The organism is Spirosoma daeguense, from assembly GCF_054776875.1.
Genome location: NZ_BAAHBF010000008.1, coordinates 306,343 through 321,277, shown reverse-complemented (window position 1 = coordinate 321,277; position 14,935 = coordinate 306,343). Strand labels below are relative to the sequence as shown.

General features: G+C 45.3%; 21 protein-coding genes. 16 read left to right on the top strand and 5 right to left on the bottom strand.

Features of this window, described 5'->3' with window-relative positions:
- Positions 1–13 precede the first annotated feature (13 nt).
- Together ACYVD4_RS25365 and rfaE2 are read left to right on the top strand one after the other, a co-directional pair.
- On the top strand, positions 14–1,060 hold the full coding sequence (locus ACYVD4_RS25365; RefSeq protein WP_460950714.1) for a lysylphosphatidylglycerol synthase transmembrane domain-containing protein: 1,047 nt from the start codon (positions 14–16) through the stop codon (positions 1,058–1,060).
- 89 nt (positions 1,061–1,149) lie between these two features.
- Positions 1,150–1,629, top strand: a complete 480-nt coding sequence (gene rfaE2 / locus ACYVD4_RS25360; protein WP_460950465.1) for a D-glycero-beta-D-manno-heptose 1-phosphate adenylyltransferase — start codon at positions 1,150–1,152, stop codon at positions 1,627–1,629.
- A gap of 407 nt (positions 1,630–2,036) precedes the next feature.
- On the opposite strand, the gene ACYVD4_RS25355 is transcribed toward rfaE2, so the two are convergent.
- Complete coding sequence (locus ACYVD4_RS25355) at positions 2,037–2,882, bottom strand: sugar phosphate isomerase/epimerase family protein (RefSeq protein WP_460950463.1); 846 nt, start codon at positions 2,880–2,882, stop codon at positions 2,037–2,039.
- A gap of 353 nt (positions 2,883–3,235) precedes the next feature.
- On the opposite strand from ACYVD4_RS25355, the gene ACYVD4_RS25350 reads away from it, so the two are divergent.
- Positions 3,236–4,558, top strand: coding sequence for a serine hydrolase domain-containing protein (locus ACYVD4_RS25350; RefSeq protein WP_460950461.1), 1,323 nt, complete (start codon positions 3,236–3,238; stop codon positions 4,556–4,558).
- A gap of 150 nt (positions 4,559–4,708) precedes the next feature.
- Here the strand turns inward: ACYVD4_RS25350 and ACYVD4_RS25345 are convergent, their stop codons facing one another.
- Positions 4,709–5,950 carry an MFS transporter gene (locus ACYVD4_RS25345; protein ID WP_460950459.1) on the bottom strand — a complete coding sequence of 414 codons (1,242 nt, stop codon included), beginning with the start codon at positions 5,948–5,950 and terminating at the stop codon, positions 4,709–4,711.
- A gap of 88 nt (positions 5,951–6,038) precedes the next feature.
- Here ACYVD4_RS25345 and aroB point away from each other — a divergent pair, with 88 nt between their 5' ends.
- The 3 genes from aroB (at position 6,039) to ACYVD4_RS25330 (ending at position 8,431) form a co-directional block, all read left to right on the top strand.
- The gene (aroB, locus tag ACYVD4_RS25340; RefSeq protein WP_460950457.1) at positions 6,039–7,079 is read left to right on the top strand and encodes a 3-dehydroquinate synthase; all 1,041 of its coding nucleotides are present in this window, start codon (positions 6,039–6,041) and stop codon (positions 7,077–7,079) included.
- A gap of 125 nt (positions 7,080–7,204) precedes the next feature.
- On the top strand, positions 7,205–7,738 hold the full coding sequence (locus ACYVD4_RS25335; protein ID WP_460950455.1) for a DUF4136 domain-containing protein: 534 nt from the start codon (positions 7,205–7,207) through the stop codon (positions 7,736–7,738).
- Between the two features lie 363 nt (positions 7,739–8,101).
- On the top strand, positions 8,102–8,431 hold the full coding sequence (locus ACYVD4_RS25330) for an REP-associated tyrosine transposase (RefSeq protein WP_460950713.1): 330 nt from the start codon (positions 8,102–8,104) through the stop codon (positions 8,429–8,431).
- 24 nt (positions 8,432–8,455) lie between these two features.
- Here ACYVD4_RS25330 and gldA read toward each other — a convergent pair whose 3' ends face one another.
- The gene (gene gldA, locus ACYVD4_RS25325; protein WP_460950453.1) at positions 8,456–9,373 is read right to left on the bottom strand and encodes a gliding motility-associated ABC transporter ATP-binding subunit GldA; all 918 of its coding nucleotides are present in this window, start codon (positions 9,371–9,373) and stop codon (positions 8,456–8,458) included.
- 178 nt (positions 9,374–9,551) lie between these two features.
- Positions 9,552–9,983 (bottom strand): helix-turn-helix domain-containing protein, encoded by a 432-nt coding sequence (locus ACYVD4_RS25320; RefSeq protein WP_460950452.1) that lies wholly within the window; start codon positions 9,981–9,983, stop codon positions 9,552–9,554.
- Positions 9,984–10,127: 144 nt separating this feature from the next.
- On the opposite strand from ACYVD4_RS25320, the gene ACYVD4_RS25315 reads away from it, so the two are divergent.
- The 5 genes from ACYVD4_RS25315 to ACYVD4_RS25295 are packed head-to-tail and all read left to right on the top strand — an operon-like array spanning position 10,128 to position 11,541.
- Positions 10,128–10,445: a hypothetical protein gene (locus ACYVD4_RS25315; RefSeq protein ID WP_460950451.1), complete on the top strand. Its 318-nt coding sequence runs from the start codon at positions 10,128–10,130 to the stop codon at positions 10,443–10,445.
- A complete protein-coding gene (locus ACYVD4_RS25310; protein WP_460950450.1) occupies positions 10,411–10,737 on the top strand; it encodes a hypothetical protein in 327 nt (108 codons plus the stop codon). Before ACYVD4_RS25315 ends, ACYVD4_RS25310 begins: the two co-directional genes overlap by 35 nt.
- A 20-nt stretch (positions 10,738–10,757) precedes the next feature.
- Positions 10,758–11,042, top strand: coding sequence for a hypothetical protein (locus ACYVD4_RS25305; protein WP_460950448.1), 285 nt, complete (start codon positions 10,758–10,760; stop codon positions 11,040–11,042).
- A 2-nt stretch (positions 11,043–11,044) separates the two neighbouring features.
- Entirely contained in the window at positions 11,045–11,266 is a 222-nt protein-coding gene (locus ACYVD4_RS25300) for a hypothetical protein (RefSeq protein WP_460950447.1), read from the top strand.
- A complete protein-coding gene (locus ACYVD4_RS25295; protein WP_460950445.1) occupies positions 11,263–11,541 on the top strand; it encodes a hypothetical protein in 279 nt (92 codons plus the stop codon). Before ACYVD4_RS25300 ends, ACYVD4_RS25295 begins: the two co-directional genes overlap by 4 nt.
- Before the next feature lie 145 nt (positions 11,542–11,686).
- On the opposite strand, the gene ACYVD4_RS25290 is transcribed toward ACYVD4_RS25295, so the two are convergent.
- Positions 11,687–11,875, bottom strand: coding sequence for a hypothetical protein (locus ACYVD4_RS25290; protein WP_460950444.1), 189 nt, complete (start codon positions 11,873–11,875; stop codon positions 11,687–11,689).
- 6 nt (positions 11,876–11,881) lie between these two features.
- On the opposite strand from ACYVD4_RS25290, the gene ACYVD4_RS25285 reads away from it, so the two are divergent.
- The 5 genes from ACYVD4_RS25285 to ACYVD4_RS25265 all read left to right on the top strand — a co-directional run bounded on the left by ACYVD4_RS25285 (position 11,882) and on the right by ACYVD4_RS25265 (position 14,706).
- Positions 11,882–12,118 carry a hypothetical protein gene (locus ACYVD4_RS25285; protein WP_460950443.1) on the top strand — a complete coding sequence of 79 codons (237 nt, stop codon included), beginning with the start codon at positions 11,882–11,884 and terminating at the stop codon, positions 12,116–12,118.
- Positions 12,115–12,327: a hypothetical protein gene (locus tag ACYVD4_RS25280; RefSeq protein ID WP_460950442.1), complete on the top strand. Its 213-nt coding sequence runs from the start codon at positions 12,115–12,117 to the stop codon at positions 12,325–12,327. The genes ACYVD4_RS25285 and ACYVD4_RS25280 overlap by 4 nt, the downstream gene beginning before the upstream one ends.
- A 91-nt stretch (positions 12,328–12,418) precedes the next feature.
- On the top strand, positions 12,419–13,849 hold the full coding sequence (locus ACYVD4_RS25275; protein WP_460950441.1) for a hypothetical protein: 1,431 nt from the start codon (positions 12,419–12,421) through the stop codon (positions 13,847–13,849).
- Positions 13,836–14,240 carry a single-stranded DNA-binding protein gene (locus ACYVD4_RS25270; protein ID WP_460950440.1) on the top strand — a complete coding sequence of 135 codons (405 nt, stop codon included), beginning with the start codon at positions 13,836–13,838 and terminating at the stop codon, positions 14,238–14,240. The genes ACYVD4_RS25275 and ACYVD4_RS25270 overlap by 14 nt, the downstream gene beginning before the upstream one ends.
- Positions 14,241–14,328: 88 nt before the next feature.
- Positions 14,329–14,706: a DUF5618 family protein gene (locus ACYVD4_RS25265; RefSeq protein ID WP_460950438.1), complete on the top strand. Its 378-nt coding sequence runs from the start codon at positions 14,329–14,331 to the stop codon at positions 14,704–14,706.
- The last annotated feature ends 229 nt before the right edge of the window (positions 14,707–14,935 follow it).

Sequence of the window (14,935 nt, the reverse complement as noted above, 5' to 3'; positions counted from 1 at the left end):
CGCTACGTTCGACATGAATCTCAAAAATATCCTAAAATACCTCATCTCGCTGGCTATTGCCGGAGGTCTGCTTTATTTTACGTTTCAACAAAGCCATCTCGACGTAGGTGACTTACTAGACAAGATTCGTTCCGCCGATTATCGCTGGGTACTTCTCTCGGCTGCATTGACATTTGTTGCCCACTGGAGCCGCGCACAACGCTGGCGCACGTTACTTGAACCAGTTGTATCTCAACAGCCTACTGCACTCGAAGCCACAGTTAGCGTATTGACGGGCTATCTGGCCAATATGGCACTGCCAAGAGCAGGCGAAGTGGCCCGTTGCGGTACGTTATATCGGTTGTCGGGGGTTCCGGTAAATGTTAGCTTTGGTACCGTAGTAGCTGAGCGTTTGTTCGATCTGCTGATGCTGGTAATTTTGCTTGGAGCTACGTTCGTGCTGGAATTTGACAGATTAAGCCAGTTTTTTATGGAGTTTTTAGGCGGTAAATTGCCGAAAGGTTCCAGTGTGTCGAGCCTTCTGCTTTTGGGCGTTGCTGTAATTCTTGGGCTTGCTCTGCTTAGCTGGTTTTTATTTAATCGCTACCGTGAAGCGCTGGGCAAGCATCCAGTTTATCAGAAAGTTAGCGGCTTCCTGAAAGGGTTACTTGATGGGCTCCTGAGCGTCCGAAAATTACGTCGGCCCGGTACGTTCATCTTTCATACTGTACTCATCTGGACGCTGTATTATCTGATGTCGTACACGTTGTTTTTTGCGCTACCCGCTACGGCCAATCTTGGTGCGCTGGCTGGCCTTACTATTCTGGTTGTTGGTACGTTAGGCATGGCGGCACCAACGCCCGGTGGCATCGGCTCGTTTCACCTGCTGGTGGGTCAGGTTGCTTTGTTGTATGGTCTGACGGCTCAGGATGGGCAGATTCTCGCTACGTTCATCCACGGCGTTTCAAGCATTATGATTATCCTGCTGGGAATTGGCGCGCTGTTAATTGTGTTACTACGTCGTAACAAAACCACTACGTTACCCGACGTTCTGGACGATCCTAAAGCCATTACACAGTAGGAATGAATAATGGATAATGCAAAATCAACAATGCTCGAATAAACTACACGTAGCAGACATTATCCATTATTCATTCTACATTATTCTCCATGACTGAATCCAAAATTCTTACGCGTGAACAAGCCATTGAGCAAGCCAGTCAGTGGCGGGCCGAAGGGCATCAGATTGTATTTACGAATGGCTGCTTCGACATTGTTCATTTAGGACATATCGATTACCTAGAAAAAGCCAGAAATCTGGGTACTAAACTTATTCTCGGCCTTAATACTGATGCGTCGGTTAGTTGCATTAAAGGCCCGCTACGTCCTGTAGTGAACGAATATGCCCGCGCCCGTCTGATGGCAGCCCTCGAATTTGTGGACGCCGTTACGTTATTTGGCGAACCAACACCACTCGAACTTATAGAAGCTGTTCAGCCCGATATTCTGGTAAAAGGGAACGATTATAGCGTTGCTACGATTGTTGGTGCCGATTTTGTTCTCGGTCGGGGTGGCCGTGTGGAAACAGTCGCGCTGGTGCCGGGCTATTCAACGTCCAGTCTGATTGAACGTATCAAACAGGGCTATTAAACGCTATCAAGTGTTGGCTAAAAAGGAGATGAAAGAATCATCTCCTTTTTTATGTATATAGAACCAGACAGGTTAAACGCTTAATTCCAGAGTGTAGCATCCAGACCCAGAACGGTACCAAAGAGCAATAATGTATCCTAGCATACCCAACTATTTGTTTCCAGCCGCTTGCATAGCGTAAATGATTCACAACATAGCAAAACACACCGCCCATTGCTCCCAGCTATCGGAACGATAACGAGTGGTTTCAGCATCCATAATACGCCCCATTCTGGCTTGGGATTTTCCACACCAAACAAGAATACCGAGATCAAGATTAACGCAATTCATGCGCCGAGCACGACTCGTTTACTCAAAGATGCTGAATCAATTAGCGGTGTTATTTAGTAAGAATTTATCCGATTTCCTTACAGGCTTTTGAGGTAAGCTATACTCTGCGGCACCTGTTGCTCTGCGGCTTTGCTTTCGTCTTCGATATAGAGATACTCAACCGAGCTTTTATTCGCGGCTTTCAGAATTGCAGGCCAGTCGATTTGTCCCGTCCCTAACACCACCGACTGTTCGTTAGGCATACCGCCTTTGTCGCTATGGGGTGCACCTTTTTGAACATCTTTCAGGTGCATCAGCCGAAAGCGGTTCGGGTATTTCGTCAGCAGTTTCGCGGGGTCCTGACCGGGCAGATAGGTCCACGTAACGTCCATTTCGTAACCAACGTATTCGGGGTTTGTTTCCTTCAGCAATAGGTCAAACAACGTACCATTTTCGTAAGGCTGAAATTCGAAGCCGTGGTTGTGGTAGCAAAACATGAATCCCTGCGCTTTAGCCTGTTTCCCAAAACGATTGAACACCTCAGCCGCTTTTTGAATGATGTCGAGCGTGGCCGGGCCTTTGTGTGGAATCGAACCGATACGTATATACTTTACGCCTAATGCTTTGGCATTTTGCAGGATCGAATCGGGTTTTTGGTCAATGGCATCGTAGCTCACGCCATAACTCGTACAACGTAGTCCGCGCTGATCGAGCAGAGCACGTAGCTCAGGAGCCGTTTTGCCAAACAATCCTGAAAATTCGATATTCGTAAGTCCCCACGATTTAATCTTGTCGAGCGTACTCGGAACATCTTTACTAAAGCTATCACGTAGCGTATAGGAAACGATGCCGGGTGTTTGTTTAACCAGTTTACCAAATGGTTGTGCCTGTGTTACCGAAGCAAGCCCAAACAAAACACCGAACAGAATGGAATTACGTTTCATAGCGTATCGAAAACTAATAAGAATAAATTGTTACGTAATATTAAACTTATGATAAGCACTTTCAAAACAAATAGGGCTGATGGCAAGCAAGGTAGCCAATTTTACGAGAGTGTTCAATCAAGTGTGTCAAGGTAGAACGTACTAACTTTAGTACTGAAAGACTTGCTGGATAACGTAACGCAGGTCTTTATTACGACCAAATAATCAAAAGGACGTGTTCAGGCTCCGACTATCGGTGTTGCGTCAGCGACTAACATAATACCGACAGCCGGAGCCTATCTGAGCCATTACGTAGTATTATCATTTCTGACTATTTGTTAACTTTCAGCCAGTTATTCCTAACACCTAACTTTATGTTTATCAGATCTACATTACGTTCGTGTCTGTTCGTACTGGCTGTTACGTTGTCGGTTCATGCGCAAACGGCAACCAAGCAAAACCCTCCCCTATTAGCCGTGGCAAATCCAGATGCGGCAGGTTTTTCGGCCGAACGACTCAATCGGCTCGATGGTTTGATTCAGTCCTATGTCGATAAGGGTGCTTTTCCGGGTGTAGCGGCCATTGTGGTACGTAACGGCAAAATCGTGTATCACAAATCATTTGGTAAAGCAGATCTTGATAGCGATAAGCCACTGGCCAAAGATGCCATCTATCGGATTGCATCAATGACCAAAGCTATTACGTCGCTGGCGGTGATGATGCTTCACGAAGAAGGTAAAATCATGCTCGATGATCCTATCAGTAAATACATTCCTGAGTTTGCCAAACCTGTTGTGCTCGATAAATTCAACGAGAAAGACAGTACGTATACCACCGTTCCGGCCAAACGCGAAATCACGGTACGTCATCTGCTTACGCACATGTCGGGCATCAATTATAATGTTATTGCGAGCGACCCACGTATGCGGGCGATTTATACCAAATCGGGCGGCATTATCGACGCTTTTACAACCGACAATGTAAAAATTGGCGATATGGTTAAGAAGCTGGCGAAACAGCCGCTGACCCACCAACCCGGCGAAAAATGGACGTATGGACTGAGTATCGACGTACTGGGCTATCTGGTTGAAGTAGTTTCCGGGGTGCCGTTAGACCAGTTTTTTCAAACCCGGATTTTTGAGCCTTTGGGCATGAAAGACACCTATTTTTATCTACCCGATTCGAAAAAAGATAGACTCGTACCGCTATACTCCGAAAATAAAGAAGCGAAAAAACTGGTTAAGCTGGCAGCTAATCAGGGCATAGCTGCTGACCCGAATTATCCGATCAACGGAGCTAAAGCCTATTTTTCGGGCGGGGGCGGTTTGTCGAGCACAGCCTATGATTACGCTATTTTTCTGCAAATGCTGCTCAACAACGGTGTGTATAATGGAAAGCGTTTCTTGAGTCGCAAAGGCGTTGAGCTGTTTACGCAAAGTGATCAAACCGGCACGCTGTTTCCAGAACCGGGCAATTATTTCAGTTTAGGTTTTCGTGTTGTTGGCGAGAAAGGTCACGCCAATGATTTAAACAGCGTCGGTACGTTCGCATGGGGCGGTGCTTTTAGCACACACTACATTGCCGACCCAAAAGAGAAAATCAGCATCGTACTGATGAAGCAAATGTGGGGTACTTCGTTCGGTGGCGAAATCGACAGAAAATTTGACGTACTGGTATATCAGGCTTTGGACGATTAGGACGTAGCAAAACTTAGGTATAAGGTTGTTTTAGATAGCATCTTGCTGTCTGGAACAATCTCACTCAATTCAGATTAGGACGTAACAAATAGAGCCAGCATTTATCTACAACTAGATAAATACTGGCTCCTTTCATCCAATTTCTGAAAATCAACGTATCGTTACAGTTCGGGTAGGGTCGATACGTAGCCAGAGTAGGGCGCTTACAAACAAACATCCTGCAATCATAAACAGCGGATAATTGAAGTTGCCGGTATTTTTAACAATCATCCCGAATAAAACCGTGATGAAAAAGCCGCCCAATTGTCCGGCAAAATTCATCGAACCCGCTACTGTACCCGCGTTACGTTGCCCGATGTCGACACAAACGGCAAAGGCTACGGGCAGTGCCAGATCTTTCAACAATACACAGACAGCCAGTAAATAACCAGCCATTTCGTTGTCGGGCGTTAACCCGGCCAACAGAAAAAACAGACTCGACAGACCAAGGCCACCAACGCCAACAGCTCTACGTCCTACTTTTAGGCCGTATCGTTTGGTCAATACGTCGCTTAGAGCACCTCCAGCTAGGCACCCAATGGCTCCGAGAAAATATGAAAGTGAAATAAAATTCTTGGTCTGATCTTCGCTCAGGCCACGGCCCTCCTGAAAATACACCGACGACCAGTTTGTAAAGAAATACGATCCGTAAAAAAATAGATGACACATTAGCATCAACGCCCACAAATCGGGATTGCGAATAATGGTTGTCCACGGAATCTGGTGATCCGAATGTTTTACGCTCCGTGTCGTTTCTATTTCCTGTATTTCATCGGCCGTGATGCCCGATTTTTCGGAAGGCTCATCCCGAAACCAGACGTACCAACCGATTGCCCACAGTACGCCAACAATACCTAAAACGCCAAATGCCCATCGCCAACCTGCCCAGTGAACGAGCGGAATTACGAGCAAGGGTGTCAACGCGCCACCTAACCGACCAGCGGCCCAGATAACCGATTGAGCCCGCCCGACCTCGACCGCCGGAAACCATCGGGCAATCACAATCGACGCATTGGGATAGGCTCCAGCCTCTCCTGCGCCAAATAAAAACCGTACAATCAGTAGATATAAGAAATTAAATGCTGTTCCTGTTAATGCTGTAAACCCAGACCACCACAAAACCACCCGAGTCAGAATCCGCCGGGGGCCAATCTTGTCGCCAAGTGAACCCGTTGGAATTTCGAATAAGGCGTAGGCTAGTGAAAAAGCACCCAGAATCCAGCCAAATTGTTCGTTGTCGAGATTAAGATCGGCCTTCACATATTTGCTCACTACGTTCATGCAAACGCGGTCGAGATACGTAATGGTAGACAATAGAAATAAACCGCTGAGAACCTGGTAGCGAACTTTCATAGGAGGAGAAAAAAGATTTAGGCCGGAAAACCAAAAATACTTACAGCATTGCCTTCATCCCAATGAGTACCCAATGTATTTTTACGACATGTCTACTGTAACCATTGCCCCACTTTCCGAAAGCTTACCCGCTTTTCTGGACGCTCACGATTTTTCTGACGTCGCTGTTATCGTCGATAGTCACACCTCGCGCTTTTGCTACCCCGAACTAAAACCGTTATTACCTAAACACACGCTCATCCGAATTAAAGCCGGCGAAGAACAAAAACACATTGCTACGTGCGAGCTGATCTGGGATGGACTTACCCGTGCTAATTTCGATAGACACGCCCTTGTGCTGAATCTGGGCGGTGGGGTTATCGGCGATATGGGTGGTTTCTGCGCTGCTACGTATAAACGTGGTATCGCTTTTGCGCAATTGCCTACTACGTTGCTGGCACAAGTTGACGCTAGCGTCGGCGGAAAACTCGGTATCGATTTCCGAGGATTCAAGAATCATATCGGCGTTTTTCAGCAACCGACAAGGGTGTTGATTGATACGCAATTTCTGTCGACATTGCCCGAACGGGAACTTCGGTCAGGATTTGCCGAAATTATTAAACATTGCCTCATCGCTGATGCCAGTATGTGGGATGAGATTCGCCGACGTGATCTCACTGAGCAGGATTGGCCAATGCTAGTTGCTCATTCGGTAGAAGTAAAGAAGAACGTAGTGGCCCAGGACCCAACCGAAAAAGGGTTACGTAAGATTCTGAACTTCGGCCATACGCTTGGGCACGCGGTAGAAACTTACTTTTTGAATCAGCCTCGCAAGCGATTACTTCATGGCGAAGCGATTGCGGTTGGCATGGTGGCAGAAGCGTACATTGCTTTCCACAAAAAAATGATTGACCAATCGCTGTTGACGCAAATCGAAGAATATATTTTTTCCGTATATGGAACTGTGCGTTTGCTCGATACCGATGTTGAGCCAATTCTGCATCTTACGTTGCAGGATAAGAAAAATCGGGGGAGTCAAGTAAGGATGTCATTGCTTAGCGGACCCGGCGAATGTGCCTTCGATATTATCGTTACATCGGCCGAAATGCGCCGTGGACTGGAGTTTTACCGAGGGCTAAATAAGGCGTAAAATATTTGCCGTATAGCATTGTTTGCCAAACAATTACCTTTATATTTGAGTTAAACGCTAAGTTACCAATTACACACAAATTAATTTACTCCATTTATTAATCGAAAACTTTTACAATTGCGAGTATGAAAAAGTGCATTGGGCTTCTATTTACCCTGGCTGTGATAGCGATGGCAGGTTGTTCGCCGAGCCGTTTATTTGTGGAGAATGACTATAGCTATGAAGGCCATTTCAAGAACTACGAATCATTCAATTTTCTGGAGTGCGAATTTGTCGATTCGACCCTTCTTTGCTCCGACATTCAGGATGCTATTCGTCACCAGATGGAAGCTCGCGGTTACCGGGTAAGCAACCGAAATCCCAATTTGCTTATTTCATACAATATCTTTCGTTCAGATCTGCGTTTCCGTGGCTATCAGCAGCCAGTAATGAAAGATTGGGTTGTTCGGGAAGATGATGACGCTACGTATAAGCGTATCGATTATAATCTTGATGAGGGTACACTGATGATTTCGCTCATCGATGCCGAGTCGTATCAGGTGATCTGGAAAGGCTATGCGTCGAAAATGATGCGCAATCAGAATTTCAAGAATAATTATTTCAAAGGTATTGTCCGTTCGATCTTCGACCAGTACCCGCTGATGGCGTCAGCCAAGTAAAAAAGTAACGCGGTCGGACTGGCGCTCCAGCATTCTGTCCGACCGCGTTACTTTTTTATCTAGTCCACGTATGTACGGTATGCATGAACCGTACCGGCGCCATTTACCTCACATAATGCCGCGAAACGTTGTTTATTACCTACCGACTTCAGGGTACGATACCTTCCGACGTACTATATTTTCTCCAGCAAGAGCATAATCTCCGAATTAAAGCGCTTATTACAGAAACGAATACAGAAGTCGAGGTTAGAAAGCGTTTAGAAAGTAGCTATTTTGTTTCGTTTGATCGGTATATGGACCGTTCAATCAGTGGTAACAATTGGTTACGAAACGGTGAAATTGCCCAGATAGTTAAAAGAGGGTATTCATTTCGGGGACACTACGTGGTATGATCTACATGCCTTTTGCATCATGCCGAACCACGTGCATGTATTGTTGATTATACTAGAAAACAACGTTCCTTTCTATAGAATTCTACAACGCTTAAAAACGCATTCGGCGGTTCAGGCGAATAAGCTATTAAATAGGGTTGGACAGACTTTCTGGCAATCGGAGATTTACGATCACGTTGTCCGTAACAAAGAATCGTTTAAACGAATTATCGCTTATATACTTCAGAACCCTGTTAAAGCCGGACTCGTTGAGAATTGGCAAGATTGGCCTCATACGTATTGTCAGGACGCAGTAATGTAACGCGGACAGAATGTCCGCGTTACATTACTGCGTTAGTTCTTTAAAAATACCTTCTAGTGAGTTCTCTTGCTGACGTAGTCCGATAAGGGTTAGTTGCTGGTCGGCCGCTAAGCGGAAAATAGCTCCTCTTAAATCAGTAGTTGAACTAGCTTCAATACGGTATTTGCCTCCACCAATTGATTCGATACGTTCAACACCCGGCACAGTCATTAATATATCCGGGTTCGCTAGATCGCTCTCAAATTCGGCCACTACGTTCACACCTTCGCTAGCCGACATACTACGTAATTCGCTCAGTGAACCGTCGGCAACAATTTTTCCTCGGTTGATGATCACTACCCGGTCGCAGAGGGCTTCGACCTCCTGCATGATGTGCGTTGAAAACAAAACGGTTTTATCGCGTCCTGCTTCGCGAATTACCTGTCGAATTTCGACTAGCTGGTTTGGGTCAAGCCCCGTAGTTGGTTCATCCAGAATCAATACAGGCGGATTGTGTAATAACGCCTGTGCCAGCCCGACCCGCTGCCGATAGCCTTTCGATAGTTGTCCTATCCGTTTATGTTGCTCACGCGTCAGGCCAACCAGTTCAATCATATCGGTAATACGTCGTTGAAGCGTTGAACCGCCCAAACCGTGAAGCGAACCAGCAAAACGCAGGTATTCTTTTACGTATAAATCCAGATAAAGCGGATTATGCTCCGGTAGATAGCCAACGCTACGTCGCACATCCATTGGATTGGTACGTACATCGAAGCCATTCACGTCAACCGTGCCATCGGTTGGTGGGAGATAACCCGTAGCAATTTTCATAGTGGTTGATTTTCCGGCTCCGTTAGGCCCCAGAAAGCCAACGATTTCACCCGGCTGAACCGTCAGTGAAATCTGATCGACAGCAAGCTGCTGATTATATTCTTTTATAAGATTCTGAACCCGAATAGACATAGTTTACTGGCAATACTTAACATTCAACGATAACCGATGGCTAATTGGCATAAAGCGAATGTAAACTGAACAGATTAAAAACCGGAAAGAATTTATATTCTTTTGATTCCCTCCTTATAAGCTGGTAAGGCTGTTTTTAGCCTATAGCAAGCGAAACAGTAAGCAAACGCTAAAAAAATTAAGCGTCGTACCCTGCCAGCAATCCACTTGCACTAAACTTTCCCAGTTTCTCAATTAAAGCCGCATTCGACTGAGCTAATTGAGATAGCAGTCTGGTCTTTTCTTTTAATTCCTCCCTTTGTTCTTTCAGTTCTTCCTTTTGTTCTGCAATTATTGCTTTTAGCTCTTCAATGTATTCAGGGGAATAGATTGCATAATTTTCCTTACTTTCCTTAATATCCTTATTAATAAGGTTTTTAGAATCAGGTATTTGCACATCCAGAGCATCATAAAACTTTAAAGCAGTAGACCTTTTCACCTCTGGTTTTCGTAAAATTTCGTAGACACTTTGTGCCGTTACCTCTAACATCTCGGCCATTTGTCGAACAGACACTCCCCTAGACTGAAGTAACTGTTTGATTTCCAGCCCACTGTATGTATTTGCTTTCATTTGAAAACTAATTTTTAAAATTTATTTTACAAAAACCTTATCAAATACTTTAAACTTAATTAACATTGTGTCGTTATTTGACACTAAAGTAGCAAAAAAGCTTAATCCCGTACCAAATTATTTAGTAAAAAGCACTCTATGAACATGATTAAAGTAGAAAAACCTGAAACTAAACCGCAAAGTCTTTACAAAGACAATCCGGCGTCACGTGCTCTTTATCAACGCTTTATGGACTTGCCGCGCTCTGAGCGGGAAGAAATGACCAACGAACTACATAACGCGGGGGATTACTGGCATTTTAAAACGTATCTGTGCGACCGGGGCAATAGCCTTGCCAATGCAAAAGCCAGTGTTGTATCGCTGGTCGGTCGCTATCTGGGTGTATCAGTAGAACAGATGGCACGTAACAGCGTGGACTTCGTCCCCTATGCGGTCTTCTCTCAAAATCGGGCAATCGCTTAAATCACCAATCACCCTTAATACATTCAAAACCGCCAATACCATGAAAACGCTACGTATCACTGTCACAGAACCAAATTACCCGACTGTCAGCATTTTGATTCACGGTCGGTTAGTTGCCAATTATATCGGAATTCCCGAAAAAATTGGCGTGCATCAAGCTATTAATCTTCGGGCAAATCGCGAATGCGACGATGTACTAATGCCATTCTATCGGGAACACCCGACCTATATCACTCCCGTTCGCCTTCGCTGTCATATCCCCTATTTCCGCAATTGTACTCGCATTTACTAATCTCCCTTAACTCATAAATCATGGACACAAATCTGCCTGTGTTAGAAATCGGCAAACCCGACCCACGTCACCCAAAACGGGGCAATATGACGGCCTTCTTATTACTCGTTGCTCACGACAATGAACAGAAGGGGGTAACCTGTGATGCTGATGCGAAAGATTACAACACTATGCGCGATACACTCGTAACGGTTTTTCATTCGTCACCAGACCTACTAGACACAGTAATTGATGCCTTGATTGTATACCAGTTCGAAACGGATATGGCGCGAGTGAATGAATTGGCCTTAGCTAAAAATAATTAAGCATGGTTAAGGTTCGCTTATGCTCCGATGATGCCGACGAATTAGAGAAGGCCGTGGATTTCTTCACGTCGGTATTCCCCGAAATGCGCTTTTCAGCCGTTCGCTTGGGTGGTAATCCCAAGTACAAAGACGACCCCAAATATTTCAGCTACGGGGAGCCACGAATTAAAGACAAGAAGCCTGTACCCGTCGATTTCAGCGTAACCCGTAAAATGTTCAAATGAGACTAACACCTGAACAAGTAAAAGAGAAGCTACAAAAAATAGCTTCTACTGGAATGTGTCGGCGTAAGAATGGTGAATTGGTTAATGAGCCGTTTCTATTCGCCGTCGATGCCACCAACGAGAACCGTGTGAGTATTCATGGCTATCAGTTTCACATGGATGCATTGAACAAAATGATGCATGTGCTCAATCGGGCTAACTGTGAATTCTGGATTTACCCATCTACGGTAATTGACGGCTATACAATGCTAGTCGTTACCCTATTCCACAAGTAGCATGATAGCCGTCTTTCTCATTCTCTCCATTGTCTTTATCGAAGTGTTGGCGAGGGGTTTAGACCGTCTTCGCAAATAATCAACCTGAATGGTTCTGGTTGGGGTTCGATTCCCCAACAGGTTCAGCACGTAGGATATTCCGCAATCAGTTCTTGGCGGGTCTGACCGGATAACGTAGCGTGTGCTTATGCTGGTGTAATCCCTGTGCGTTTGGTAGCTTGAAGCCAACGCACAGGGGCACAAATGAAACAATCATCATTTCAACTTGCACCAGACAAGCCGACGTAAGCAAACCCGCCGAAAGGCATAGCCTTTCAACTAGTCCCCTACTCATAGACGCATGGCAAAGATCAACAAGCCCAAATTCTCCTTCAAAGCGCACAAAGCTCTAATCAGCAAGTATCTGATTGCTTTAAACGCAAAGCGTCGGCAACACTACGAAACCAACCTGCACCCGTTTTCGGGCGAAGCAGACATTAAGCAGTTGGAAGAACTACAGCAAATCTTGCAGAACCTCGAATACGTCGGTACGTGGGACGGCATAGCCCCAAACATTCAAACCAATCTTTTCGCATGAAAGAAAAATTAGAAATCCTACAAACGTGGCTTGACAGAGAAATTGAATCCTGTAAAAACGCGGATGAGACTGAAAACAAAGACGGGGAAGACAATTGGTATCAGGGGGCCGAATTCGCTTATGCGGACGTATTTAACCAGATCGCTGGAATCTTAAATGGCAACGAGTATACAGACGAGTTCGGTTTTGAACAAGTCGAGCAAGTATGACGTATAAGCTCCCCATTTTCAGTCGGTTGGCTCTCTCTCGATAAATTTAGAAACATCTTTCAGAAATTTCCCTTTGGGTTTCCTCCCGTCGATGACTCAACTTTCCCCCAACGCTACCAAAGTTTCCCGACAGAATCGCTTTGGCTACACAGTACGCAACAAGCAGATTCAGAACAACCGACTTAAGAGCCAGATTGACGACTTCCTTTGTCAATTCGATATTCATTTACCCGCATCAAAACAGGCCCATAATGAGAACGCGGCCAAAATCTACCGATATGACGAATACGGCGATGCTCTACGGAGTCGATTCGAGCAAATCGTAAACCTTCGCTATGCCATTGGCGATACGAAAGGCTATTACGCCCGATTCAGGCACGAAGGCAAAGAGAAACTACAGCCGTTAGCATTCTGGTACTCTAAACATCGGCTCGACCACGTTTGGAATTGGCGCAAATCGCAGATTATCCGTAATCGCTACTATCGCTTTTTAGAATCAGCCACCGACGAAACCGGGGTTCTCCTGCTGAATTATTACAAACCCGTTCACATGGTGCTGACCGTGCCGCACATTAACGGCCTTTGGCAAAGCAAGCGATTCTATGCACGAGAATTAATCAAGGCGTTTACCGCGATGCGGAAAGAACCGGAGTGGAAACGCTACGTATATGCCGGAGAGTATGGCATTGAAGTCAAACGCTCCGAGTCGCACGGCTTGCATATTCACATGCACAGTTTCTTGTTGCAACATCCGCAATACTCAATCGACAAGGTTAGGCAGATTATTGAGCGGCTTTGGCGCAAGCAAACGGGCAATCTATCGGGCTATTCCGGTATTCATTACGAAACCCTGTACACATGGAAACGTGACGAACAAGGCGGCATATTTCTCGACAAAAAAGGCAAACCCGTTAAGGACTACATCAAACCGGGGCAATCTGATCTGAACCAGTATTTAAGCGGGGTTTTGGAATGTATCAAATACCATTTTAAACCCGATTGCATACAGGCTGAAAACGGGGCATATGATATTGAATTGATTGATGAGATTCTGTGCAATACCAAGAATTTACGCATGTATAGCCGTTTTGGTGCTTTCTATCGGCAAAGTCTATTGAATTTCAACGTATTGCAAACCGATGATTCGGAGAATGAGCAGGATTTGAGTCTTGAAGCCGTTGCCGATGAATGGGATAATTGGGTAGAGCAACACGATACCGAAACCAGTGTCGATAACGTCGAAGCCAATATTATAAACCCATTCACGGGTGAACCCGCCAAACGCTCTGAATTTGAGATAGCGATTGGCAAACCAACCGATTTGCTGTATCGACCGTCGGACTCCCCTACGCCCTACGAAGGGTATCTGATGAAACCCCACAAACTACTCTTCAGGATTGCCCCGCGCTTGCCGTTAAAGGACGTAATCAAATTTGATTTACGCGGCCAGTTGCACCTGAACGACTACGAAAACAACGATTATCAACCCTATAAAAACAAAATGCCCTATGCAACGTATTGAGATTATTGGCAACATCGGACAGGAAGCCACCATTAAAAACCACAACGGACAGGAGTTTATTACCTTCTCGGTAGCCGTCAACGAACGCTATAAAAACAGTGAGGGTATAGACGTTGAGAAAACCAACTGGTACAATTGCCTGTATCAGCCGCAAAAAACAACGGTGGCAAAGTTTCTGCTACGGGGTACGAAGGTGTTTATTGAGGGCAAGCCGAAAGTATCGCTGTATCGGGATAAAGATAATCAGCCACGTGTTGATTTTGGGATTCAGGTACGTAGCATTGAACTGCTTTCAGCCAAACCGGAAGAGTCAAAAATTGACAGTAACCAAGAGACGAAAGATACGTCAAACGGTACGACTGAAACGTCCAGCGATGATTTACCGTTTTAATTGTAAAGTCTCGAAAGTCCTGTATTTTCGTAAGACTTTCGGGTAGACTTCATTAACGACTTTCCAGAAGACTTACTTATTGACTACCATGTTTGATAATCCCGTTCAGGAAGCCAGACGCTACCTTGATAATGCAAGGCAGACATTGAGCAAATCCGCTAAAAAAGAGGGCCGCTACTACACCGACAAGAAGTATGTAAAAACAGCCGGACACCAAGCTTATACAGGTGTATTGCTGGCATTGGATGCGGTTACCCCAAAGCCCAAAAAAGGCCGCAAAACCGAAGAGTTTTACCGTGCCGAACTGACCAAGATGGACAAGAAGCTTCTACGCTCCTATAACGTGGCGTATGAAAACCTGCATATGTTTATGGGCTACGATGGTGCAACCGACGTAACAGTTGCTGAAAGTGGTCTACGCGAAGCCGAACTAATTATTGATTGGGTCAACGACCGATTAGCCTAATCAACCCCGAATCAAGACAACCATGAGTCATCCCGAATTTTGTCTCCGTAATTAGATGGAGACTTTTGGGGGTGACTCATGATTGTTTACACCTTTATCTACTTATAAACGACCATTAGCCTGTGGGCAAAACTGAGCGTTTAAAACCATGCGACGTTGGGCATAGGGTTGTAAACGTGTATCGTGAACTCATCTAATTCGCTGAAAAAGAAACTTTGATTTGTGAGAT

Bases quoted from the DNA above. Each gene is read 5' to 3' on its own strand.
- ACYVD4_RS25270 (WP_460950440.1), top strand. From the start codon at position 13,836: ATGCAACGTATTGAGATTATTGGCAACATCGGACAGGAAGCCACCATT.
- ACYVD4_RS25315 (WP_460950451.1), top strand. From the start codon at position 10,128: ATGATTAAAGTAGAAAAACCTGAAACTAAACCGCAAAGTCTTTACAAA.
- ACYVD4_RS25285 (WP_460950443.1), top strand. From the start codon at position 11,882: ATGGCAAAGATCAACAAGCCCAAATTCTCCTTCAAAGCGCACAAAGCT.
- aroB (WP_460950457.1), top strand. From the start codon at position 6,039: ATGTCTACTGTAACCATTGCCCCACTTTCCGAAAGCTTACCCGCTTTT.
- ACYVD4_RS25345 (WP_460950459.1), bottom strand. From the start codon at position 5,950: ATGAAAGTTCGCTACCAGGTTCTCAGCGGTTTATTTCTATTGTCTACC.
- ACYVD4_RS25320 (WP_460950452.1), bottom strand. From the start codon at position 9,983: ATGAAAGCAAATACATACAGTGGGCTGGAAATCAAACAGTTACTTCAG.
- gldA (WP_460950453.1), bottom strand. From the start codon at position 9,373: ATGTCTATTCGGGTTCAGAATCTTATAAAAGAATATAATCAGCAGCTT.
- ACYVD4_RS25265 (WP_460950438.1), top strand. From the start codon at position 14,329: ATGTTTGATAATCCCGTTCAGGAAGCCAGACGCTACCTTGATAATGCA.
- ACYVD4_RS25310 (WP_460950450.1), top strand. From the start codon at position 10,411: ATGCGGTCTTCTCTCAAAATCGGGCAATCGCTTAAATCACCAATCACC.
- ACYVD4_RS25365 (WP_460950714.1), top strand. From the start codon at position 14: ATGAATCTCAAAAATATCCTAAAATACCTCATCTCGCTGGCTATTGCC.
- ACYVD4_RS25275 (WP_460950441.1), top strand. From the start codon at position 12,419: ATGACTCAACTTTCCCCCAACGCTACCAAAGTTTCCCGACAGAATCGC.
- ACYVD4_RS25305 (WP_460950448.1), top strand. From the start codon at position 10,758: ATGGACACAAATCTGCCTGTGTTAGAAATCGGCAAACCCGACCCACGT.
- ACYVD4_RS25335 (WP_460950455.1), top strand. From the start codon at position 7,205: ATGAAAAAGTGCATTGGGCTTCTATTTACCCTGGCTGTGATAGCGATG.
- ACYVD4_RS25350 (WP_460950461.1), top strand. From the start codon at position 3,236: ATGTTTATCAGATCTACATTACGTTCGTGTCTGTTCGTACTGGCTGTT.
- ACYVD4_RS25355 (WP_460950463.1), bottom strand. From the start codon at position 2,882: ATGAAACGTAATTCCATTCTGTTCGGTGTTTTGTTTGGGCTTGCTTCG.
- ACYVD4_RS25290 (WP_460950444.1), bottom strand. From the start codon at position 11,875: ATGAGTAGGGGACTAGTTGAAAGGCTATGCCTTTCGGCGGGTTTGCTT.
- ACYVD4_RS25300 (WP_460950447.1), top strand. From the start codon at position 11,045: ATGGTTAAGGTTCGCTTATGCTCCGATGATGCCGACGAATTAGAGAAG.
- ACYVD4_RS25280 (WP_460950442.1), top strand. From the start codon at position 12,115: ATGAAAGAAAAATTAGAAATCCTACAAACGTGGCTTGACAGAGAAATT.
- ACYVD4_RS25295 (WP_460950445.1), top strand. From the start codon at position 11,263: ATGAGACTAACACCTGAACAAGTAAAAGAGAAGCTACAAAAAATAGCT.
- rfaE2 (WP_460950465.1), top strand. From the start codon at position 1,150: ATGACTGAATCCAAAATTCTTACGCGTGAACAAGCCATTGAGCAAGCC.